Below are 26,234 nucleotides of genomic sequence, written 5' to 3' on the forward strand. Positions count from 1 at the left end.
GGATTCATTAGTGAAAACTGAGCATATCAGCGATCTCTTGCAGGGCGTCCTCGGTCAGTTCTTGATCATCAAAATCACTGATCGTCTTTTCTGTTTCGCTTTTGTTCTGGCAGTGTTCGATCAGCTGTAATAAAAATTGACGGCATGTTTCGCTAAGCTGTTCGATGGTTTTGCGCTGAAAGCGGGCATTGTCATAAGTCATATTGACAGTCAATTTTCCTTCTGCAGCGATTGCGCTGATATCCAGCGACTGTTCACGGTTCCATGTTGTGCTGATATCACCTCCGGCACCCAGCGGAGAGAATGAGAAGGCGTCCTCCTCAGGTACTTCAGCTGTGCGGCCGCTTTCAAATTGACCAAGATAATTAAAGCTGATTTCTGGTGCACCTGTGAAATTGATGTCTTTTTTGCCAGGCGGAGTCAAATATTTGATGACACCGTAGCCGAATCCTTTGTCAGGTACACGTCTCAGTGTATCTTTTGTTGTTTTTAGCACATGAACCATGCTTTCTTCCGAATCTGGCAAGTCTGCGTTCAATTTAACCAATAACGGATAAATGGCGGTAAACCATCCAATCGTCCGGCTCACATCTATTCCTTTTAATACATCCTCTCGCCCGTGGCCCTCTAATGATAGTTTGAAGGCGGATTGATTGGTCCAATGGCGCAGCGCAAGAATGACAGAAGCGAGCAGCATGTCCTGCGTATCAGTGTTATATGCGCTGTTGGCGTCTTTTAAGAGTGCTGCTGTCTCTTTATCGTTTAAGGTAAACGAAATTGTGGACCGTTGTCCCTCGTGTGCTCTAGTTCCATCGATTTGATCAAAAGGCAATGCCTCTGTTTGATACTCTTCGGCTTCGCGCCAATACTTGAGCTGTTTCATTAGCTGCTGGCTTTCAGCGTAGTCAGAGAGCTTTTTCGTATACGCTTTAAATGAGCTTGTTTTAGGAGGCAGCTGAATCTCTTCCCCGCCTGCAGCTTGGCGATACCCTAAAGCCAAATCTTCAAGCAGAACCCGCCATGAGATGCCGTCAACGACGAGGTGATGAGCCGATAAAAATAAGAAATCACCGTCAATTGTGTGGAAAAGACCGGCTTGCAGCAGCGGACCATTCTTCAAATCCATTTTCTGCTGAATATCAAGTACATGACGTTTGATAATAGGCTCATACGCTCTATTTCCATCAGTGCCGTCCGGAGCTGATAAATCAATCATCTGAAGGCCGTACAACGCGTCGTCCGAATGACTGAGCGGCCGATTATATTGATCCCACTTTCCTTGTTCATTCTGTGTAAACACCATTCGCAGCGCATCATGATGACACGTTATTGCTTTTAACGTTTTGCGCAGTGCGTCTTCTTGTACAGAGGTGCTTCGATGCAGCATTACGGACTGATTAAAATGGTGTTTTTCTTTTATATCTTGAGAAAGAAACCATTTTTGAACAGGCGACCATTGTACGTCTCCCTCAACCGCAGCTTGGCTGGAACTTGTATCTGAATCACGGATATAAGCTGCCAATTCTTGAATGGTCGGATGGCTAAACAAATCTTTCACTGCCATTTGCTTGCCTATCCGGTGAAGCCGCGCAGATACCTGTAACGCTTTGATTGAATCTCCGCCAAGTTCAAAGAACGAATCAGCTGTTCCGATCTTTTCTGCCCCCAGTACTTCTTTCCATATATCTGCCAGTATTTGCTCCATTTTGCTGGCTGGCGGGAGGAATGGACGTTCACCTTCGTGGTTGTATACAGGTTTTGGAAGTGCTCCGCGATCCAGCTTGCCGTTTGGTGACAATGGAAGTGAGTCCAGTTTTTCAATAAACGCAGGGTGCATAAACACCGGCAGCTTGTTTTGTAATTCTGAGCGTACAGCATTTGTGCTCAACTCTGGTTTTGTCACCACATAAGCACTTAATTCGGTTTGTCCTGACGCTGTTACATGAGCAACTACTGCGGCGTCTTTTACACCATTTATACACCGGATGACCGATTCAATTTCTTTCGTTTCTACACGGTATCCTCTGATTTTGACTTGATCATCGATTCTTCCGAGATATTCGAGTGTACCGTCGGCCATCCATCTGGCGGCGTCTCCTGTTCGGTACATTCGTGTTTCGGGTTTAAATGGATTCTGCGTGAATGCTCTCTCTGTCAGTTCTGGAAGATTGACGTACCCTCTTGCAAGCCCTGTTCCTGCTATACAAAGCTCTCCAGCAACACCGATTGGCTGAAGCTGATGATTGCTATTTAAAATCAGCACTTGAGTCCCGTCAATCGGCTGGCCGATGCTTACGTATGCCTGCTTTTCCATATGTCTCATGACGGTAGTCGCCACGCTGTTTTCTGTCGGTCCATATTCGTTGGCGAGTTCGGTATGCGGACAAATGGCCAAGCTGCGATGGATCAATTCGCGGTCAGCCGCTTCTCCTGCCAGTGTGACGACTCTAAGTGTCTTTACATCTTCCGGCTGCACTACGTCCAAAAGCGCTCGATATAAAACAGGCACAATAATCATATGTGTAATCCGTTGACGAGACAGCTGATGCTTAATGGCCAGAATATCCTTCGCTTCCTCTTCATGAAGCAAAACGGCTTTTGCACCTGACAAAAGCGGTGTAAACATACTAGTTAAAAAGCCGTCAAATGAGAAAGAAAAGAGCTGCAGAATGGTATCTGTCTCGTTGAATGCATAAGCGTTTCGCCGCCACTGAAGAGTGTTGGCAATACCTTTATGCTCGACCATTACCCCTTTTGGATGGCCAGTCGTTCCAGAGGTATAAATGATATAAGCCAAATGATGGGCAGACGACATTTGCGGCAGCGGCGATTTGTCGTCTGCCTCTACACTTTCTATCGCTAAGATCTCTCCTTCAAAGTCAGCAAGTGCTTCCCGATCCGCTTCATTTATTGTCATCAGCAGTTTCGTTCCGCTGTCGCTAAGGATATAGCGTTTCCGTTCTGTCGGGTATTCAGGATCGATGGGAACGTAACAGCCTCCGGCTTTCCACACACCAAGTATGGATGCTATCATACTGAACGAACGATGCATCATGATGCCTACTGGTGTGTCCGGCTTAACACCTCGGCTGCGCAATGCACGTGCGATTCCATTGGACCACTCGTCAAGCTCCTGATAAGTGAGTGTTTTGTCTCCGCTGACAAGTGCAGAAGCTTTTGGTGTTCGTGCAGCTTGCTGCTCAAACAATTGACTGATTGTTTGAACTCCGTATTGATTCGCTTGCCCGGTGTTAAACTCATTAAGCAGCTGGTGCCGCTCTTCTTGGGTCAGGATGTCGATATGGTTGAGTGTCACCTCCGGGTTTTTGCCGATGATGCTAAGTACATTTGTTAAATGCGATGCCCAGCGTTCAATGGTGGTTTTCTCGAACAATGCGGTTGAATATTCAAAAAGGAAATGAATGTTTCCGTCGCCCTCAGATGCCTGTAGTGTCAAATCGAATTTAGAAACGAGATGAGAAACTTGTGCCGGCTTCATTTGCAAATCATGAAGATACAATGGCTCGTAATCATTATTTTGAACAACTAACATCGCATCAAACACTGGGTTCCGGCTCATATCCCGTGTCAATCCAAGCTTATCGACAAGCTCTTCGAACGGGTAATCCTGGTGCTTAAAGGCTTCCAATGCTGTCTCACGCACTTCCTGCAAATACTGTACGAATGGCTTCCCGCCCTCCGGGCGCGTCCGAAGCGCCAGCGTGTTCACAAACATGCCGAGTATTGGCTCAAGATCCTTGTGCGGCCGGCCGGCAATTGGCGAGCCGACGATGATATCTTCCTGTCCGCTTAAGCGTGACAAGAACGCGGTGTAAGCCGCAAGGAGCACCATGTACAGTGTGCTTCCGTTTTCTCGTGCCAGCTTGTGAAGGCCTGATGCAACCTCTTGATCCAGCGTAAATGAGACCTTGTCACCCGCGAAGCTTCGTACAGGCGGGCGGGCATGATCAGCCGGAAGATCCAGCACAGGCAGCTCGCCCTCGAGCTGCTTCAGCCAGTACGCCTCCTGCGTTTTGTACGCATCTCCTGTTTTGAATCCTTCTTGCCATACGGCATAATCTTTATATTGAATGCGCAGCGCCGGAAGCTTCCGATTATTGTACAGCTCGCCGAATTCCCGAATCAGAATGTTGACGGAAACACCGTCTGAAATGATGTGATGAATATCAACCAGCAACAGGTGCCGCTCATCTGATACCTTTACGATTTGGGCACGGAACAGCGGCGCTTGGCTGAGATCAAACGGTTTGATAAAGGCGGCTGCGGCCTCCTGTTCGGTTCGTTCGCCGAGAACTGTAGTCTGTAACGTAAACGGCACCTCGTCATGGATGTGCTGCACCGGATCGCCTCCTGCGTCCTGTTCGAAGGCGGTACGAAGCGACTCGTGGCGCTTGATCAGCTCTTTGAAAGCTCTGTCCATCCTTTCAGGGTTGAGCTTCCCTTCGAGCTCTAACACAGCCGGCATATTGTAGCCTGTCCCTCCGTCCTCCAGCTGCTGAAGGACATAAATCCGCTTTTGGGCAGAGGAAACCGGATAGGTTTCCTGTTTTTCAGCGGGCTTAATCGCTTCATATGGACTGTCCGTTCCTTCACGGATAACGGTAGCCAGCCCTTCGACTGTCGGATGGGCAAATACATCTTTTAGCGGCACCTGTACATCGAATTCTTTGGCAATCCGTGAGACAAGCGCCGTTGCTTTTAAGGAATGTCCCCCGCGGTCAAAAAAGTTGTCGTGAATCCCGACAGGGCCATTTTTCAGCACGTCCTCCCACAGCTGAGAAAGCTTCATCTCAGTCACGTTTCTCGGCGCTGTGTAGGTCTCCGCATCTGCCGCTCCGCCAGGAGCTGGCAGGGCGTTTCGGTCGAGTTTTCCGCTTGGCGTAACCGGCCACTGTTCCATCTCTATCATATAGGCTGGGACCATGTAGCCCGGCAACAGTCTCTCAAGCTGTGCCCGCACTTCGTTTCTTTGGAGCCCTTCTACATAAGCGCATAATTCCGGATCGCCGCTGTCTGTCCGTACGGTAACGGCCGCCTCTCTTACACCTTCTATACTTCTTAGTGCCGCTTCAATTTCTCCCGGTTCAACCCGGTAGCCGCGAATTTTCACCTGATCATCCAACCGTCCCAGGAATTCAACATTCCCGTCAGGGAGCCATCGCGCCACATCTCCTGTTTTGTACATGCGTTCACCCGGGTAAAACGGGTCTTCTAGAAAATGCTCCTCCGTTAATGCCGGCCGATTCAAATAACCTCTGGCAACACCTGCTCCGGCAATGTACAGTTCGCCGATACATCCAGCTGGCAGCATCCGCTGATTCTGATTCAGGATATACAATCTGACATGATGAACAGGTTTTCCAATTGGAATCCGTTCAAGTTTTTCTTGCGGCGGACAATCAAAGAATGCAGCTTCTACGGTTGCTTCCGTTGGCCCATAGGAATTGGTTATTGAAACATTTGGAAGCAACTCGTAAAATCGGGAGACAAGATGGGTCCCCAGCTGTTCTCCTCCAGAAAACACTCGCTTGAGTCTGTTTGTCTTAATCGGTACAGAGCGATATTTTATATGTTCTAAAAATACATGAAGCATTGAAGGCACAAAATGCATAGCTGTGATCTTTTGTTCCTCTATAGCCTGCGCGATCACTTCAGGTTCTTTTTCGCCTCCCTGAGGAAGCAGATAAACAGAAGCACCGGCATAAGACCACCAAAACAGTTCCCATATTGAAGCGTCAAATGAATAAGATGTTTTATGCATAATCACATCTGATTGGTTCAGTTGATAACGGGACTGAAGGGAATTCAAAAAATTCACCGCTGATCGATGTTCAACTTCAACACCCTTAGGCCTCCCGGTAGAGCCGGATGTATAGATGACATAGGCTAAAGATTGCGGGAGAACGTCCACATTCGGATTGGACAAACGATGTTTCAGCCCGCTATTTGTCTGATTGAGATAGACAATCTCCCCTGCAAATGCCGGAACATGCAGGCCGTCAGACTGAAGCAGGAGAATGTTTGTACCGCTGTCCTCCAGCAGAAAGCTGATTCGTTCTTCCGGATAATCCGGGTCAATGGGCAGATAAGCGCCGCCAGCTTTAAGAATGCAAAAAATGCCAATCAGCATTTCAGGCGAACGCCTTCCCATAATGGCAACTGTTGTTTCAGATTTTACTCCTCGTCCGATCAGCTCCCAGGCGATACGGTTAGCCTGTTCATTCAATTCTTTGTAGGTCATCGCTCCATCTTCAAAAACAACAGCCGTCTGATCAGGCGTTTTTGCTGCCTGCTGTTCGAGTGCATAGTGGAGCGTTTGATTCATTGAATAGCCCGTCTCCTCAAACAGATGGCATGATTCAATGAAATCTCGCTCTTCTTCTTTTGTTAAGATTGGAATATTGTCCAATTCTGTTTCAGGACTGGCAGCTGTATGTTCCACAAGCGTGGTGAAAAGGCTGGCCCACCTTTGGATGGTTTCTTTCTCAAACAAAGCTGTACTGTATTCAAACTGACAGAAAAGCTCGGAATCATGTTCTGTAACGTATAGGGAAATATCAAATTTTGATATTGGGTGCACCAAGTCGTTCCACTGAAGCTGTACATCATTCATTTTTAGCTTTTGCTGTTCCATATTCTGAAGGACTAGCGTTGTGTCAAACAAAGGATTCCGGCTCATTTCCCGCTGCACACCGAGTTTGTCCACAAGCTCTTCAAACGGGTAATCCTGATGCTCATACGCTTCTAGTGCCGTCTGTCTGACTTCTTTCAGAAATTCCTCAAACGTCTTATTACCCGCCGGGCGTGTGCGGAGAGCCAGTGTATTGACGAACATCCCAAGAACAGCTTCAAGGTCGGCATGGGGCCGTCCGGCGATAGGTGAACCAATCACGATATCATCCTGACCGCTTAACCGAGACAAAAAGGCTGAATACAAAGCGAGAAGCGTCATATAAAGCGTGCTTCTGTTTTTATGGGCGAGCCGCTTTATGCGGGCCGTGATCTCTTTGTCCAATTGAAAGGTTACTTTTCCGCCTATGAATTGCCGTTCTGCCGGACGTCGTTTATCTGTTGGAAGCTCCAGTATAGGAAGATCCCCGCTAAACTGCTGCTGCCAGTAAGTCTCCTGCTTTTGGTACGAGTCTCCCTTTTTAAATTTCTGCTGCCATACGGCGTAATCTTTATATTGGATCCGCAATGGCTTAAGCTGCCGGTTTGCATAAAGATCGGTAAATTCTCGGATTAGGAGCTGAACGGATACGCCATCTGAAATGATATGGTGCATATCCACCAGCAATACATGCTTCTCGTTTGACACTTCTATAAGGCCTGCTCTAAATAATGGCGCCTGGCTGAGATCAAAGGGACGGACAAATCCCTCGATAGTGGTCTCTTTACTTAACGTAAACGGCACTTCGGTGTGGATACGCTGAACCGGCTCGTCATCAGCTCCGGATACAAAGGAAGTTCGAAGCGGCTCATGCCGGCTGATCAGTTCTTTACATACAGCAGACAGTTTGGCGACATCTAGTGCACCTTCCAGTTCTAAGACCGCAGGCATGTTATAGGCGACACCCTCATCAAGCTGTTGAAGCACATAGATTCGTTTTTGGGCCGAAGATACAGGATATGTATCCCTTTTTTCTGCTGGTTCAATTGCTGCATACGGATTTTGTTCTGCCTCTCGAATGATTAAAGCTAATCCTTCAACAGTCGGATGAGCAAAGATGTCCTTAAGTGAAACTTGCACATGGAATTCCTTTGCGATCCGTGACATAAGCACTGTTGCTTTTAACGAGTGGCCGCCATTGTCAAAAAAGTTGTCTTGGATGCCTATATGCCCATTCTTTAGCACATCTTCAAATAGTTGCGAAAGCTTTGCCTCTAACAGATTTCGAGGGGCAGTATATGGGTTTCCGCTGATTGAAGCATCTGGCTCCGGAAGTGCTGCGCGATCTACTTTTCCGTTTGGGGTAAGAGGTATGCTGTCAACCCATATCCATTTCGCCGGAATCATGTATTCTGGGAGCTCACTAGCCATATAACTGCGTAAATCTATTGCATTCAGCTTTTGTACACTGCAATAGTAAGCGCATAATTCATGTTCACCGTTTTGATCTTGCCAGATGAGAATGGCAGCCTCACTAATGTCCGGATGATTCATTAGCGTGACTTCGATTTCTTGCGGCTCAATTCGATAACCTCTGATTTTCACTTGATTGTCTGCTCGTCCGATATATTCGATGTTGCCGTCTTCAAGCCGTCTGGCAAAATCACCTGTCCGGTACATAATCACACCAGGCCTGAATGGGTCGGATGAAAATTTGTCGCTTGTCAGTTTATCGTGATTGACATATCCTCTGGCAACACTTGCGCCGGAAATATAGAGTTCGCCTGGTACGCCGCATGGCTGAAGCTGTTTTTGATGATTCAAAATATATAGATCAGTACAGCCTATCGGTTTACCGATTGGCGGAAGCTCAGGAATAGGGTCTCCAGGATGAATGGTATACGTAGATACCACATGAGTTTCTGAAGGTCCGTAATGATTGTGCAGGTGTATGCCGCGTTCACGCAACACATCTTGGAAAAGGTCTGAAATCATTAATTGTTCCCCGGCTGCGATCAGGTGTTTGACGCCATCAGGAAACGAGTTTGCAAGTTCTCGCTCGCTGAAAATCATTTTGATAAAAGCAGTTGGGAGAAACACAATATTCGTCTGATGCTTGTTTATAAATGCAAACAGCTGAGGCACATCTCTTTTTATGGCTTCTGGCACGATGTGCAGTGTGCCGCCTTTCAGAAGCGCAGAAAATATTTCTTGATAGCAGACGTCGAAGGAAGGTGTCGCAAATTGCAGAACATCTGCTTCAAAGTCAATGCCGGAGTGAGTATATTCGAACTTCAGCAAGTTAGCCATGTTTCGATGCTCAAATTGAACACCCTTTGGTTTACCTGTTGTGCCTGATGTATAAATCATATACAGCAGATCGTCAGCATTGTTGACTGACTTTATGTTACTGCCGTCTACTTTGCTTTCGATTTCTTCTGGATGAGTGATAATGTAATTGTCTTCTAACGATGAGGAAAGATGCGCTTGTGAAACAACATGCGAACAGCCGCAATCATGCAGAATATAACGGATTCTGTCAGCCGGGTAATGCGGATCAACGGGAACAATGGCGCCGCCTGCCTTTAAGATTCCAAGAACGCCGGTGATAAACGCCGCAGAGCGATCCATCATAATCGCAACGGGTTCCTGTCTCACAACGCCTTTCATTCGTAAATGCCGTGCCAATCTGTTAGCCGCTTTATTCAGTTCTCTGTATGTTAATGAGCAGGCTTGATCAATTACAGCATGAGCATCTGGTGTCTTTTCCGCTTGCTTTTCAAACATGGCATGGATGGTTTCGTAAACTGGTGTTCGATCTGTGATTTCTCCAATCAGCTGCCGCTTTTCAGTATCTGTCGTGATATCGATTTCTTCAGGTGGAAGATTCGGATTATTTAAGATTTGTGATACAGCATTCAGAAGATGCTCTTTGACAGAGAGCACAAAAGACCGATCGTGCTGCTCCGCATCATAGTTCATTTTGATATGAATTTCTTCCCCTGGCGCCACCATAAGATAAAAGCTGTAGTTGGTTTCATCTGCGACAGTGAAATTATGAATCTGAAAAAGATCAGTAGCATGTTCCTGTTTGTTCAGCATTTGAATCTCTTGCTGCACCGGATAGTTTTCAAATACGAGAATATGATCAATCAGCCCTTGCTTAATAGCTGAGCGGGATTGAATCTCATATAAAGGGTGGTAGCTGTACGCTTCAGCGGCAAGACGGTCTTTTTGCATATCTTTTATAAGTTGAAGAAATGGCGTTTTTGCCCCCTGCACCCGAACCGGCATCGTATTAATGAAAAGACCTACCATATGTTCAATGCCTTCGATTTCTGCGGGTCTTCCTGAAATAACAGAACCGAATACGGCGTCATCGTTATTATTATATTTTTGCAGCAGAATGCCCCAAATGGTATGAAAAATCGTACTGAGTGTCACTTCTTCTCTTGCAGCAAGCTCTGAAAGTCTGCTGCTTTCTTCCTTAGAGAATGAAAATGTAACGTGTTCCTGCCTGCTTCTTCCCTTTGTTTTTTTCTTCTGCTTCGGGAGCACGGTTTGCTGTTCGTGGCCGGAAAGATAATGGTCCCAATAAGAAACCGCCTGCTCTTTGTCTTGCTCCATCAGCCATTTGATATACTTTCCGTATGGCTGGACCGGCTCCAATGTTATAGGGGATGCATTTACATAAGATGCGTAAATATGCAGAAACTCCTTTAGCACAATGCTGAGGCACCAACCGTCCATCATGATATGATGAAAGGTCCAAATGCAGGAGTACTGGCTCTCTCCTGTTTGAATAAGAGCGATGCGCATGAGCACATCCTTTTGCAAATGAAACCCCCGGTCCCGGTCCTTTTCTTTCCATTGCTCGATAAACTGTGATTGCTCCGCCTCGTTTAAATGAGTAATGTTTTCTTCCAGTACGATGACATTTCGTTCTCTCAGAACAACCTGCTGGGGGGAGGAAACATTTTGGCTGATAAAAATCGTTCTGAAAATATCATGTCTTTCTACAAGAGCGTTGATGCTGTTTTGAAAAAACTGCGGGTTGACTTTTCCTTCTATTGTAAAAGAAGCTTGCTCAACATATGCCTGTGAATCTTTTTGCAGGAGGGAATGGAAAAGCATCCCTTCCTGCATGTAAGACAGCGGATAAATATCCTGAATTGAATTCGCTTTTGTCATGTTCATGTCTCCTGTCACGATTTTCTACAATTCTTCCACCAAGCTGGATATGCTGTCCAAGTCCTCTGCCGTTAATGATTGACTGCTGAAATCGCTCAGTGTCTTTTCTGCTTTCTGTTGACCGGCGCAGTGTTTCATAATGTCCAGCAAAAAGTGTTCAATCCTGTTAATAAGCTGCTCCATTGTGTTTTTGTGAAAGCAGGCTGGCGGATAACTAAGATTGAAATGGAGCTTTTTGTCTGCTGCCATTGCGCTCATCTCGATGATTTGCTCACGCTTCCATGTATGAGTGATATCCTTTCCGCTACCAAGGCTTGATGGGCGGAAGGTGTCCTGTCTTTCGATGTCGTTGAACTGGCCCAAATAGTTAAAGCTGATTTCAGGTGTTTTTGAAAACGTAATGCTTTTATTTTCAGGATGTGTAAGGTATTTCAGCATACCGTAACCTACCCCTTTGTTTGGTATCCGGCCCAGTGTATCTTTAACGGTTTTTACTGCGGTTCCGAGCTCATCTCTATGATTTTCAAAGCTTATGAGGGCCGGGTACATGGATGTAAACCAGCCGACCGTCCTGCTGATATCTAACTCTGGCAGAATGTGTTCTCTCCCGTGTCCTTCCATAGCGATACGGAGCTTGCTTCCGCCTGTCCATTCACAAATCGCCAAGGATGCTGCGGTTAACAGAATATCTTGTGTATCTGTGCCATAGGCGTAATTGACGTTTTGCAGCAAGACGGCGGTGTCTGCTTCAGTCAGTGAAAAGCTTAATGAGTCCCTTTTGCTGGAGTCGATGTTCACATGATGCGGTATTTCATATGGCAGTTCTGCGGCTTGCTGTTCTTCTACACTTCGCCAATACGCCTCTTCGCGAATCAGCTTACTGCTTTGGGCATATTCCTGTATGCGTCTTGCGTATTCCTGGTAGGAATCCGTTTTAGGCGGAAGCTGGATCGTCTGGCCTGAAGCAGCTTGTTGATATCCGGCTGACAAATCCTCCAGCAAAATCCGCCATGAGACACCATCAACGACAAGGTGATGGATCACAAGGAACAAGTAATCTCCGGTCAGTGTTTTAAACAAAGCGGCGTGCAACAACGGTCCTTCCTGCAAATTGATGCTTTGCTGAAGATCTGCAACTTCTTGTTTGATTTGCGTCTCCCAGCCGCTTTCTGACTGTGAAAGATCAGAGGTTCTTAAGCTGTATAGCTGTGACTCATGAATGCCTTGGTTGATTTGAATCCATCGCCTGCCATCGTTGCGATAAACCATCCGAAGCGCATCATGATGCTCCGCCAGTTTTTTCAAGGCTGGTCTAAGGGCGTTTTCAGACAAACGTCCAGAATGGAATAGCATGACAGACTGATTGAAATGGTGTCTTTCTTCAATATCCTGTGAAAAAAACCATTGCTGAACAGGCGTCCAAGGAACGTCACCCTGAACGGGTCCTTGCTCTATGATTCTCTCTGACTTACGGATAAATGGTGATAAGTCCTTTATCTTTGGATGACGGAATAAATCACTTACCTGCAAGCTTAGCCCAAAGCGTCCAAGGCGTGCAGAAACTTGAAGGGCTTTGATTGAATCTCCGCCCAATTCAAAAAACGAATCCTCTATTCCGATCCTCTGGATGCCGAGAACCTCCTGCCAGATCAACACAAGTTGGTCTTCAAGGTCATTTTGAGGCGGAGCGTACGTTTGTTTAGATGTGAAATTTGGTTCAGGAAGTGCTTTTCGGTTCAATTTGCCGTTTGATGTGAGCGGAAGAGTCTCCATTTCAATAATGTACGCCGGGATCATATAGTTTGGCAGCGAACGCGCGAGAAGTGAACGTACTTGTTCAGCATTCGTGCCTGCTTTTACGCTGATATAGCCAAACAGCTCTTTGCTCCCGGTCTGGGCTGTACGTGCTAACACTGCGGCTTCTTTGACCCCGTCTATTTGACGAAGTGCTGATTCGATTTCACCCAGCTCCACCCGATAGCCTCTGACTTTTACTTGATCATCAATACGCCCAACGTATTCAATTGTGCCATCAGGAAGCCAGCGCGCCAGATCACCTGTGCGATACAGTCGATCGCCAGGTGCAAATGGATGTGGGACAAATTTCTCTTTCGTTAGATCAGGCCGGCCCAAATATCCTCTGGCGACGCCATCTCCGCCGACACAAAGTTCACCGACAGCTCCGACCGGCTGCAGCACTCCCCATTGATTTAAGATATAAGCGGTGGAATTACCAACCGGCCGCCCGATCGGAATGGAAAGTTCATATGTTTTTTGAATGTGAAGGCATGTCGAAAAAGTTGTATTTTCGGTAGGGCCATATCCATTCCATATCGATACTTCAGGGCAGACATTTCTGATTCGATTGACGTGGCTCGGCGACAAAGCTTCTCCGCCAATAATCAAATGTTTCAGCTGTGAAAATGTTTGTTCATTTTGCTCTGTCAAATGATTGAATAGAGAAGATGTCAGCCAAATCGTTGTGATTCCTTGATGTTCTATGTACCTCTTAAGCTGATGGGAATCGAGAAATGTTTGTTGATCAGACAGATGCAAAGCGGCACCATTTAGCAGCGGTCCGAAAATTTCAAATGACCCAACGTCGAAACCGATTGATGATGTCATAAGAAGGCGGTCTTCAGGTGTAAATGTAATATAATTGCTGTTTTTTACAAGACGAATTACACTTCGCTGCTCAATCATGACACCCTTTGGTTTACCGGTTGATCCAGAGGTATAAATGATATATGCAAGTGAATGTGGCCCTGCTGAAGAATCAACGTTCTTCGTTTTTCCTTGCTTTTGAATATCTTCGATTATGATTTGTTCACATTCAATGTCTAATAGTTGTTTTTTTGTTTTTTCAGATTGAAGGAGTAATGCCGTCCCGCTGTCTGACAGCATATAAGCTATTCGTTCAACAGGCAGATCAGAAGCAATAGGCAGATAGGCTCCCCCGGCTTTCAGAATGCCCAGCATTCCTGCAATGAGTTCTGGTGTTCTGCCTGTCAACAAGGCTACAACACTATCAGGCCCTACACCCTTAATCTGTAGAACTGAGGCAATTTGATTTGCCCAGCTGTTCAGGTCCTCGTAAGTGAATACTTGGGTGTCGCTGACAATTGCTACAGCATTAGGCGTTTGTTCTGCCTGCATTTCAAAGAGTCTGCTGATGGTTTCATTTCTTGGATAATCTATTTTTGTACGATTGAGCTCGTGGATAAGGTAATGGGTCTCATCCTCATTCAGGATATTTATTGTTCCGAGAGCGGCTTTGTTGTCTTTGATGATGGAGAGTAACATATTGATGAAGTATTGAAGCCACTTTTCTATCGTTTTTTTCTTATATAAGTCAGTACTAAACTCCATTTGGAACGTCAGCAAACCGTGGGGCTGTTCCTGGGCATATAGGGTTAAATCAAATTTGGACGTTTGATGCCCATTGTTTGCTGCAGGTTTGAGACAAAGTTCATCCAGTTCCAACGATTCCTGATCCATGTTTTGAAGAACAAACATTACGTCAAACAGCGGATTTCTGCTCATATCCCGTGTCAATTCAAGCTTATCAACAAGCTCTTCGAACGGGTAATCCTGGTGCTCAAAGGCTTCCAATGCTGTCTCACGCACTTCCTGCAAATACTGTACGAATGGCTTCCCGCCCTCCGGGCGTGTCCGAAGCGCCAGCGTGTTCACAAACATGCCGAGTATCGGCTCAAGATCCTTGTGCGGACGGCCGGCAATTGGCGAGCCGACGATGATATCCTCCTGTCCGCTTAAGCGTGACAAGAACGCGGTGTAAGCTGCAAGGAGCACCATGTACAGTGTGCTTCCGTTTTCTCGTGCCAGCTTGTGAAGGCCTGATGCAACCTCTTGATCCAGCGTAAATGAGACCTTGTCACCCGCGAAGCTTCGCACCGGCGGGCGGGCATGATCAGCCGGAAGATCCAGCACAGGCAGCTCGCCCTCGAGCTGCTTCAGCCAGTACGCCTCTTGCGTTGTGTACGCGTCTCCTGTTTTGAATCCTTCTTGCCATACGGCATAATCTTTATATTGAATGCGCAGCGCCGGAAGCTTCCGATTATTGTACAGCTCGCCGAATTCCCGAATCAGAATGTTGACGGAAACACCGTCTGAAATGATGTGATGCATATCAACCAGCAACAGGTGCCGCTCATCTGATACCTTTACGATTTGGGCACGGAACAGCGGCGCTTGGCTGAGATCAAACGGTTTGATAAATGCGGCTGCGGCCTCCTGTTCGGTTCGTGCGCCGAGAACTGTAGTCTGTAACGTAAACGGCGCCTCGTCATGGATGCGCTGCACCGGATCGCCTCCTGCGTCCTGTTCGAAGGAGGTCCGAAGCGACTCGTGGCGCTTGATCAGCTCTTTGAAAGCTCTGTCCATCCTTTCAGGGTTGAGCTTCCCTTCGAGCTCTAACACAGCCGGCATATTGTAGCCTGTCCCTCCGTCCTCCAGCTGCTGAAGGACATAAATCCGTTTTTGGGCAGAGGAAACCGGATAGGTTTCCTGTTTTTCAGCGGGCTTAATCGCTTCATATGGACTGTCCGTTCCTTCACGGATAACGGTAGCCAGTCCTTCTACCGTCGGATGGCCAAACACATCTTTTAGCGGCACCTGTACATCGAATTCTTTGGCGATCCGTGAGACAAGCGCCGTTGCTTTTAAGGAATGCCCCCCGCGGTCAAAAAAGTTGTCGTGAATCCCGACAGGGCCATTTTTCAGCACGTCCTCCCACAGCTGAGAAAGCTTCATCTCAGTCACGTTTCTCGGCGCCGTGTAGGTCTCCGCATCTGCCGCTCCGCTAGGAGCTGGCAGGGCGTTTCGGTCGAGCTTTCCGCTTGGCGTAACCGACCACTGTTCCATCTCTATCATATAGGCTGGGACCATGTAGCCCGGCAACAGTCTCTCAAGCTGCGCTCGGACTTCGTTTCTTTGGAGCCCTTCTACATAAGCGCATAATTCCGGCTCGCCGCTGTCTGTCCGTACGGTAACGGCCGCCTCTCTTACACCTTCTATACTTCTTAGTGCCGCTTCAATTTCTCCCGGCTCAATCCGGTAGCCGCGAATTTTCACCTGATCATCCGTGCGCCCAAGGAATTCAACATTCCCGTCAGGGAGCCAGCGCGCCACATCCCCTGTTTTGTACATGCGTTCACCCGGGTAAAACGGGTCCTCAAGAAAACGCTCCTCCGTTAATGCCGGCCGATTCAAATAACCTCTGGCAACACCCGCTCCGGCAATGTATAGTTCGCCGGCGACACCGGAAGGCTGTACGGCTAAATGCGGATCTAAAACATACAAACGCGCACCAGGTACGGGCTTCCCAATCGGAATCCGCAAACGATCCCTTTCCCGTTCTGGATCTAACACGTAAAATGCCGCGTCTACCGTTGCTTCTGTTGGCCCGTAGCCATGGATTAATGATACCTGCGGCAATACAGAAGCAAAACGGGCTGCCGTACGCGGCGCAAGCGGTTCACCTCCGGCGAATACACGCTTTAGGTTTGTCCCGTCACCAAGCGCTAACATTTCCGCTTGATCGAGAAAGCTGTTCAGCATAGCCGGAATAAAATGAACCGTTGTCACTTTTTCCTGATGAATGGCTTTTACGATCAATGCGGAGTCTTTTTCCCAGCCGGGCGGAAGCAGATACGCCGAAGCACCGGAAAGAGCCCACCAAAACAGCTGCCACACAGACGCATCAAAGGAAAAAGAGGTTTTCACCATGACAATGTCATCTTCTGAAAGCGGAAACTGGTGCTGCATGCCGGTCAGAAAGGAAACAGCCTGGCGGTGCTCAACGGCCACTCCTTTCGGCTGCCCGGTAGAGCCCGATGTATAGATGACATAGGCGAGAGATCCGTCGCTAACAGAAGCAGACACATAACGTTTTACTTCTTCACGCTCAAGAGATGTCATGTCAACTTCAAGCGTCTCTCCAGAAAAGCTCGGTGCGGAGCATCCCGGCTGTGTCAGCAAGAGCGATGCCCCGCTGTCTTTCAGCATGTAGCTCAGCCGCTCCTTTGGATACGCAGGATCAAGCGGCAAATACGCCCCTCCGGCCTTCAATACAGCAAGGACAGCGATCAGCATGTCAGGTGAGCGTTCAGACAGGATACCGACGATACTTTCGTTTGTGACGCCGCGTGCCGCAAGGTGCGCAGCCAGCCGGTTGGCGTACATGTCAAGCTCAGTGTATGTCAGCGAACCGCCGGAAAATCGGATAGCTGGCCGCTCCGGTGTGACTGCGGCCTGTCGCTCAAACAGCCCATGCAGGGTTGGGGCTTCAGGTGAAACAGATACTGTCCTGTTATTTTGAGAAACGATTTTCCGTGTTTTGTCCTCATCTAGCAATGTCATCTTTGACACAGGAAGAGATGGATCAGAGATGACGTCAGAGATCATGTGCTGTAAATAATCTTTTATCTCAGACATCATATTTGGTTGATAAGCGCCTGTATGAAAATGAATCCGAACGTACAAAGTACGCCCTGGGATCACTTTGACACTGCATCTATAATTAGTTACCTCTTCCATCTCAAAATCTTTCACGGAGAAATCAAATGATCCAGCTTGATTCAGCTCTTCAATCTCTTGTTGAGTAGGTGTATTTTCAAAGACGATAATATGATCAATCAGCTCTTGTTTAAGAGCGCTCTGCGCCTGAATGTCATATAAAGGGAAGTAACTATACGCTTCTGCTTCAGTCATGTCCTTTTGCATTCCGCTGACTAGGTCAGAAAAAGACAGAAAATCACTTTGGACTCGAATAGGAATGGTATTGATAAAAAGTCCGACCATGTTTTCCACATCTTTTAGCTCAGAAGGTCTGCCTGATATAACTGATCCGAACACAGCATCGTCGCGACGATTGAACTTTTGGAGCATGATTCCCCATAAAGCTTGGAAAACAGTGTTAAGTGTCGCACCGCATGCTACAGCGATTTTCTGTAATTCGGAGGTTTCTTTTTCAGGAATGGTAAACGTGATCTGCTGTAATGTCCCATCCGACATTTGATCTGTTCTTTTAGGCAGAGGTGAAGCTTTTTCGAAATGCTGAAGCCTCTTTTTCCAATACTCAGCTGCTTCTTCCCGGTCTTGCTGCATCAGCCATTTAATATACGTCCCGTACGGCTGTATGGGAGGCAACTCAGGAAATTGCCCTTTTCCAAGCGCTTGATAAATATGGAGAAAGTCTTTAATGACGATGCCTAAACACCAGCCATCCATTAAAATATGATGGTGGCTCCAGATACAGACATAATGATCAGGCGCCCATTTTAAAATAGATATTCTCATCAATACATCCGTTTGGAGATCGAAGCCCCTGGATTTATCCTGCTCTTTGAATGCCTCTGTACAATGTTCTTTATCTTTTTCATTGAGGTGAGAAATATCTTCAACATGAACATGGCAATGACGTTGCTTGAGCACGACTTGACGAGGTTTGGCTACATTTTTATAGATGAATGCTGTTCGAAAGATATCGTACCTGTCAAAAACAGCATCCATACTTTTCTGGAAACGCTCCAAGTCAAGCTGTCCATTGATCGTAAAAGAAGCCTGTTCAAAATAAGCTCTCGACTGTTCATCATACAGTGAGTGAAAAAGCATCCCCTCCTGCATAAATGACAAAGGGTATATATCCTGTATTTCGGGTTGCTGCGGCATCAGTGAATCTCCTCTCCTATAGTTTGTTGACGGCTCCCATAATCTCACTCAATTCATCAAGCGTTAAGTCTTCATCAGTGAAATCAGATGCGCTCCACTCTCGGTTTTCTTTGCCGGTACAATGCTCAATGATGTTTTCCAGAGTCTGTTTAAAATGCCTGGAAAATGTTTGGATTGTTTTTTCCTCAAATTGAACCCTGTTATAGATGATGTGCATGTTCAGGCACCCCGAAGAAACGGCGCCGCTGATATCCAGTGCATAAGGACGCTCCCAGTTCGGGCTGATCTCATTTCCTGGCTTGATGTCAGACACCTCAAAGGCATTTGATTGAATATCCTGATCAAACTGGCCTAAATAATTAAAGCTGATTTCTGGGCTGTTTTTCTGAGAGCCCCATCTTTTGCTGATATATTTCAGCACGCCGTAGCCCGCGCCTTTATGCGGTATACGGTGCAGCATATCTTTTGTCTGTTTAATAAGGTGGCCCAGCCGCTCTTCTTTGTCCTTATGATCGGAATCTCTCATATCAAGCCACACAGGATAAATAGAGGTGAACCAGCCAACAGTTCTGCTAATATCGATGTCCTCAAGATATGATTCCCTTCCGTGGCCCTCCATGCTGATTTTAAATTGGTTATTTCCCGTCCATTTCTGCAAAGCAAGACCTAAAGCTGTCAGAAGGATATCATTCATCTCCGTGCTGTAAGCTTTATGTGCAGCCGTTAGTAGTAATTCTGTGTGATGGCGAGATAGCTCAAAATCAATCACTTCTGTATCTTTGAATGTGTTAGATGCTGCGTCATTGTCTTTTGGAATAGGCTGGATGTGACGGCTCTCGCACTCATCCCAGTACGCTGCTTCGCGCTGCACCTGGCGGCTTTTAGAGTAGTCAACTATTCTTTGTGAATACGTTAAATATGAATCTGTTTTTTGCGGCAGTTTAATAGATTCTCCTGAGACTGCCTGTTTGTAAGCAGCTGAAAAATCCTCGAACAAAATGCGCCAGGAAACCGCATCAACAACTAAGTGATGAATCGTCAGAAATAAATGGTCACCATTCTCGGTTCTAAACAATCCAGCGTGAAGTAAGGGGCCGGTTTCCAAACGAATATGTTCTTGCATCCGGCTGGCTGCTTCCTCAATCGTGTACCGTGCTTCTGTTAGGCTATCCTTTACATCAAACAGTTCAAGTGCATATAGCTCCTCATCTGAAAGATCTATTCCTCTGTTTATCTGCACCTGCCTGCCATCTTCATGCCGGCATACGATTCTCAGTGCATCATGATGAGTCACAAGGCTTTTTAGTACTTTTCTAAGCGCAGCCTCATCAAATCGTTCAGCCCGGTAGATCATAACGGACTGGTTAAAATGATGGCTTTCCAGAGATTGCGAGAAAAACCACTGCTGGATAGGTGTCCAAGTAATCTCGCCTTCGACCGGGCCTTGGTCAATGGCGCGTACGTCTTTTCGAACCCGGGCGGACAGTTCACCAAGAGTCTGATGTTCAAACATCTCACGTACTGTCGTTTCAAATCCGCGCTGTTTCAGTCTGGCACAAACCTGCAGCGCTTTAATAGAGTCTCCGCCAAGCTCAAAGAAATTGGCGCTTACACCCAGCTCATCTACATTAAGAAGCTCCTCCCAAATTTCAGCCATCACCGTTTCAATCTCATTTCTAGGACTGATATCATCAGCTGTATAAGCGTGTTTTTCAGGCTCTGGCAGGGCTTTCTGATCGAGCTTTCCATTAACAGTCACCGGGATGCTGTCAATTTGTATCATACGGGCAGGCAGCATAAAGTCAGGCAAGGCGTTTTTTAGGTAAGTTCGGATGTCTGATATATTCGCAGCCTGTTGATCTTTTATCACCATATATGCATATATAGCTGTTTGCCCTTGCTCGTCTGCTCTGGTAATGACAGCCGCCTCTTTAATCATTGGAAACTGAAGAAGTGCCGCTTGGATTTCGCCTAACTCAATACGGTGCCCTCTGACTTTCACCTGCTCATCAATGCGGCCTAAGTATTCCAGCTCGCCATTTGACAGGCGCTTAGCAAGATCTCCTGTTCGGTATAATCTGGCTCCCGGAAGATAAGGATTGGATACAAAACGGTCAGCGGTCAGCTCATCTCTGTTGAGATATCCCCGTGCCACACCTTCGCCGCCTATATACAGCTCCCCTGGAACTCCGATCGGCTGCAGATTCATATGAGCATCCATCACATAAGCCTGCAGAGTTGAAAGCGGCCGTCCGATATTGCTTTTATTTTTTACAATGTCTGCTGCGGACAATTTTTTGAATGTTACATGGACCGTTGTTTCTGTAATACCGTACATATTAATCAAATCAGTATGAGGATATTTTTTATTCCAGCTTTGAAGCATGCCGGGCTGTAAGGCTTCGCCGCCAAAAATCACGTAGCGGATGTTTAAATGATCTGTATGATTTTGATCTTCAAGCATCAAGCCGTAAAAAGCAGTCGGGGTCTGATTGAGTACAGTGACGCGCTCTTTTTTTAATAATAAACGGAATGCATGGGGGTCACGGGCTGTTTCTTTAGAGACCACGACTAATGTACCTCCGTTCAATAACGCACCGAACATCTCCCATACAGAGAAATCAAAGCAATAAGAATGAAATAACGTCCAGATGTCTTCATGGTTAAATTCAAAAGGCAGGTTTTGATGCTTCAAGAGACTGATCACATTGCGGTGCTCGACAATGACTCCCTTTGGCTGGCCAGTCGTTCCAGATGTGTATATCACGTATGCGGGCTGATCTGTTACTATTTCTTGAATGTTTACATCAGCCGGAAATGAGTCGTTTTCACATTCATCGATATACAAAATATGCCCGGTGTAGTCTGCAGGTTTGTTTTGACCGCGCTCTGTCAGCAGCAGTTTTGCTCCGCTGTCATTAAGCATAAAGCTAATACGCTCCTTGGGATATTCAGGATCAATCGGCAAATAGGCCCCGCCAGCTTTTAAAATCGATAAAACGCCAATGATCACATCAGGTGACCGATCGAGCATCAGACCGACGATATCGCCAGTTCTCACCCCTTGTTTGATCAGCATAGCAGCTGCCCGCTCGGCTTTTTCATTCAGGTCTCGATACGTAAGCTGAGAATGGCCGCACACCACTGCGATATGCTCCGGATATTTAGCGGCTTGCTTTTCAAATAAGCTTACTATGTTTTCATTTCTCGGATAAGCCGCATACTGTCCCATTTTTTCAAGGAGCAACCTACGCTCTGCAGCAGGAAGCAATTGCATGTCCGAAATTCTCATCTCGGTATCCGCCGTTACCCCTTTCACCAATTCAATAAAATAGGATGCCCACTGCGTAATGGTTTCTTCTTCAAAAAGAGCAGTGCTGTATTCAAAACGGCAGCGTATTCCACTCGGATGCTCCTCAGCGTGTAATGTTAAATCGAATTTAGATATATCATGTTTAGGAGTGACAGACGAAATCGACAGACCAGGCACTTCGAACCGGAAATCTTCACTGCTTTGAAGCACAAGCATCGCATCGAACAGCGGGTTGCGATTTACCTCTCGATTTGTATCGAGCTTATCTGCCAGCTCCTCAAAAGGATAATCCTGATGCTCGTAAGCGGTCAGAGCCAGGTGGCGAATGTCCTGCAAATAGGAGCTGAACGTTTTGTGGCCCTCGGGCTTGCTGCGCATCGCCAATGTATTGACGAACATCCCGATGACGCGCTCCAGATCAGCGTGCGGTCTTCCGGCAGCAGGCGAACCGACAACAATATCCTCTTGCCCGCTTAGCTTAGATAACAAAATAGAATAGACAGCCAGAAGAATCATATACAATGTTGTTCCCGTTTCAGCCATTAAACGGTGCAGTTCATCAGCCGTGTCTTTATCAATGTTGACTTCAATTGTTCCACCGCTGAAATCAGGGAGACGCGGCCTTGTTTTATCAAGCGGTAATTCTAGTGTAGGAAGACTCCCGCCAAGCTGACCAAGCCAGTAGGCCTCCTGTTTTTTGTATAGCTCTTTCGGGTGCTTCTCTTGCTGCCAAACAGCAAAATCCTTATAATGCAGGTTTAAAGCTGGCAACTCTTTTCCGCAATATAAGTCAGTAAATTCTTGGACAAGAGTGCTCATCGAGACACCGTCGGCAATAATATGGTGCATATCGAGCAGCAAAAAGCCGCGATTATTGCCCATTGTAATGACACATGCTCTAAAAAGCGGACCGGATGATAGATCAAACGGTTTGATAAAGGTCTCGATTGCAGACTCAAGCATTTGTTCTGATTCCATTTCAAGCTCTTTTAGATCAAAAGCTATCTCTGGATAAATGATCTGCACAGGCTCGTCTCTGTCAAGCACAAAAACAGTCCGTAATGCTTCATGCCGATTCACAAGTTCTGTGAGAACGCTTCTCAACCGCTGGCGATTCAGATTTCCGCGTAATTCAAGTACAGCTGGCATGTTGTAGCCTGTGCTGTCATCTGCCAGCTGATGAAGAGCATATAATCGTTTTTGCGAGAAAGACAGCGGATAGACATCTCTTTGATCCGCAGGTTCAATCTGTGTAAAAGCGTGTTCTTTTAAGCTCATCAATTTGACCGCCATGCTTTCAACCGTCGGATATGAAAACACCTCACTGAGCGGCAGCTCGACATTAAGCTTTTTATGTATTCTTGATACCAGTGCGGCCGCTTTTAAGGACTGTCCGCCTAACTGAAAGAAATCATCACGAATGCCGATTTGCTGTTTATTCAGCACATCTTCCCAAATATGTGCGAGATCAGCTTCGATTAAGGTTCGGGGCGCCATATATGTGACACTCGTATTGTTTTCTGGTTCAGGAAGCGCAAACCTGTCAAGCTTGCCGCTGGATGTTAATGGCATCCGGCCGATGTTGATAATACTTGCTGGGATCATATAGGACGGCAATGTCCCGGCAAGATGCTGATACAAATCTGGGAGGCTGTTTCCCTTTTCTGGAACGATATAAGCAACAAGCTCCTTTTCCTCAGCAGAAACATCACGGGCCAGTACCGCGGCTTCTTTTACCCCGGGTGCTTGTCGAAGAACTGTTTCAATCTCTCTCAGTTCAATACGGTAACCCCTAATTTTTACTTGATCATCAAAACGTCCAATATATTCAATCGTTCCATCAGGCAAAAAGCGGCCTGCATCACCTGTTCGGTATAAACGTTCCCCTTCAAGGAATGGATGATCAGAGAATGCTTTCTCTGTCAGCTCTGGCTGTTTGTAGTATCCTCTCGCAAGACCCGCGCCGGAAATACACAGTTCACCCGCCGCGCCGATCGGCTGCATTTGATTTCCGTGCAAAACAAATACTTTTGTGTTTCTGATCGGGTGTCCGATCGTGATCCTCTCTTTTTCATTCAGATGCCGCAATATTGTTGTTGCCACACTGTTTTCTGTGGGCCCGTATTCATTTGCCAGTTCAGCAGAAGGACAAATTATTTGACTCAACTCAAGCAGATCAGGCGTGACCGCTTCACCCGCAAATGTCACAATACGAAGACTTTTTGCATCGTCAGCAGTCATCACTTCCAATAACACCCTGTACAGGGAAGGAACAATGATCATGTGGCTGACCTTATAACGGGCTATTTTTCGCTTAAGGGCCAGCACATCCTTCGCTTCGTCATCTGTTGTCAGCAGTACGCACGCACCGGATAAAAGCGGGGTAAATAAGCTCGTTACACAGCCGTCAAACACGTACGAAAACAAATGGAGGGATATATCCTGTTCGGTCATGCCATACTCTTCCCGTCTCCATTGCAATGTATTGGCAATACCGTGATGATCAACTAAAACCCCTTTAGGGCGCCCCGTCGTTCCCGACGTATAGATCAAGTAGGCTAGATCACCTGGCGGCATATTTGGAGCTTCTGTTTGGTAACTTTCTGTATGTTCTATCGTTATCGTATTTCCTTCATAGGACGGAGGGATCAAAGAAATAAGGTCTTCTTCTATCAGCAATTGAGCCGCTTGACTGTCCTTCAGCAGGAAAGAAAGACGTTCTGCTGGAAAATGTGGATCAAGCGGCATATAAGCGCCGCCTGCTTTCCAAATCCCAAGCAGAGCTGCAGGCATTTCCATTGACCGGCCCATCATTACAGCAACGATATCTCCAGATCCAACGCCTTTTTCTATCAGGGCGTGCGCAATCTGATTGGCTCTTATATTTAATTGGCGATAGGTCCAGCAATCGTCTCCCATTTTTAATGCTGCCGCTTCAGGTGTTTTGCGGGCTTGTTCCTCGAACAATTGGGGTATCGTTTTGTTCACATAAGGACGCTCAGTTTCGTTAAACGATTGGATAACCTGTTGCTCCTCCGGCGGCACGATATTGATGTCACTGACGGCAACATCGGGATTTGTCAAAATGCAATCCAGTGCTTGCTTTAGATGCCCCTGAATCCTCAGCATCTCCTCCCGCTCGTAAACGTCTGCGTTGTAGCTGAATTTGATATAAAATGATTCTCCCGGAACGATAACGATATTAAAGTCGTAATTGGTTTGTTCCGACATTGAAATGTCACTCAGCTTCAGAGCGCCTTCGTCATTTTCACTCTCCACGCTTAATGCCTGATGAAGCTGTACAGGGTAATTTTCAAAAACAAAAATATGATCGATCAACCCTTGCTTCAATGGACTATGGTTTTGAATCTCATAAAGCGGATAATACCCATGCTGTTCAGATGATAAAATATCCTCCTGTACGGCTTTGACCAGCGAAGAAAACGTTATGCCTTCCGCAGATCGGATTCGCACTGGAACAGTATTGATAAACAAGCCGACCATTGATTCAATCCCGTCAATCGCTGACGGGCGTCCCGAAATGACGGAGCCAAAAACGGAATCATCTGCAGCATTATATCGATGGAGCAGCACGCCCCAAATACTCATAAACAGCGTGTTTAATGTCACTCCCCAGTTTTGGGCAGCCTCTGTCAGTTTCTCAACCATATCCGGCGCTAATGAAAAGCTGACCTGGGCGGCTTTATAATCCCCCTCTGCCGTGCGGCGCCTTATTCGGGGAATAGAAGCAGTATTGCCGTACTCCTTCAAATATTCGCTCCAGTAGGCAGCAGTCTCTTCTTGATCTTGTTCTCCGAGCCATTCAATATAACGGCTGTACGGCACCGTGCTGCCAAGCTGTACAGGTGAGTTATTTTTGAGCGAATCATACATGCTGAAAAACTCTTTAAGAATAATGCCGAGACACCACCCATCCATGATGATATGGTGATGTGTCCAGACACATGTATATTGGCTGTCTCCTCTATCAAAAAGGGCAAGACGCATTAAAGGATCTTTTTGCAAATCAAATCCTTTTTCCCGATCCTTAGTCATAAAAGCATCAATCAGCGTCTGCTGTTCTTGATCAGCCAGGCGAGAAATATCTTCTCTATATACTGTCAATTCCCGGTTTGATAAGACTACCTGCTGCGGACCTGTAAGATCTGGTACTTCTTTAATGAAAATCGTTCTGAAAATATCATATCTAGAAACAAGAAGGTTTAAGCTCTTTTGAAACGAGTCGACGCATAGATTCCCTGTGATCGTAAACGAGGTCTGTTCGATATATGCTTTCGAGCTGAAATCCATTAGTGAATGAAACAGCATTCCTTCCTGCATGTGCGATAACGGATAAATATCTTGAATTTGTGCCGATTGTGCCATCAATTCCACACACCTTTTCAA

3 protein-coding genes are annotated in these 26,234 nt (G+C 46.6%); all 3 read right to left on the minus strand.

The features are described 5' to 3' along the window. Positions 1-7: 7 nt before the first annotated feature. From ppsD to ppsB, 3 genes are read right to left on the minus strand one after another with little or no spacing between them, the layout of a single operon-like run. Positions 8-10,822: a plipastatin non-ribosomal peptide synthetase PpsD gene (gene ppsD / locus M1D65_RS09800; protein WP_456270858.1), complete on the minus strand. Its 10,815-nt coding sequence runs from the start codon at positions 10,820-10,822 to the stop codon at positions 8-10. 24 nt (positions 10,823-10,846) lie between these two features. Further along, the gene (gene ppsC, locus M1D65_RS09805) at positions 10,847-18,514 is read right to left on the minus strand and encodes a plipastatin non-ribosomal peptide synthetase PpsC (RefSeq protein ID WP_456270859.1); all 7,668 of its coding nucleotides are present in this window, start codon (positions 18,512-18,514) and stop codon (positions 10,847-10,849) included. 16 nt (positions 18,515-18,530) lie between these two features. Further along, positions 18,531-26,213: a plipastatin non-ribosomal peptide synthetase PpsB gene (gene ppsB, locus M1D65_RS09810; protein ID WP_456270860.1), complete on the minus strand. Its 7,683-nt coding sequence runs from the start codon at positions 26,211-26,213 to the stop codon at positions 18,531-18,533. Positions 26,214-26,234: the final 21 nt, after the last annotated feature.

Source organism: Bacillus sp. JZ39, from assembly GCF_053903145.1.

Bases quoted from the DNA above. Each gene is read 5' to 3' on its own strand.
- ppsC (WP_456270859.1), bottom strand. From the start codon at position 18,514: ATGCCGCAGCAACCCGAAATACAGGATATATACCCTTTGTCATTTATG.
- ppsB (WP_456270860.1), bottom strand. From the start codon at position 26,213: ATGGCACAATCGGCACAAATTCAAGATATTTATCCGTTATCGCACATG.
- ppsD (WP_456270858.1), bottom strand. From the start codon at position 10,822: ATGACAAAAGCGAATTCAATTCAGGATATTTATCCGCTGTCTTACATG.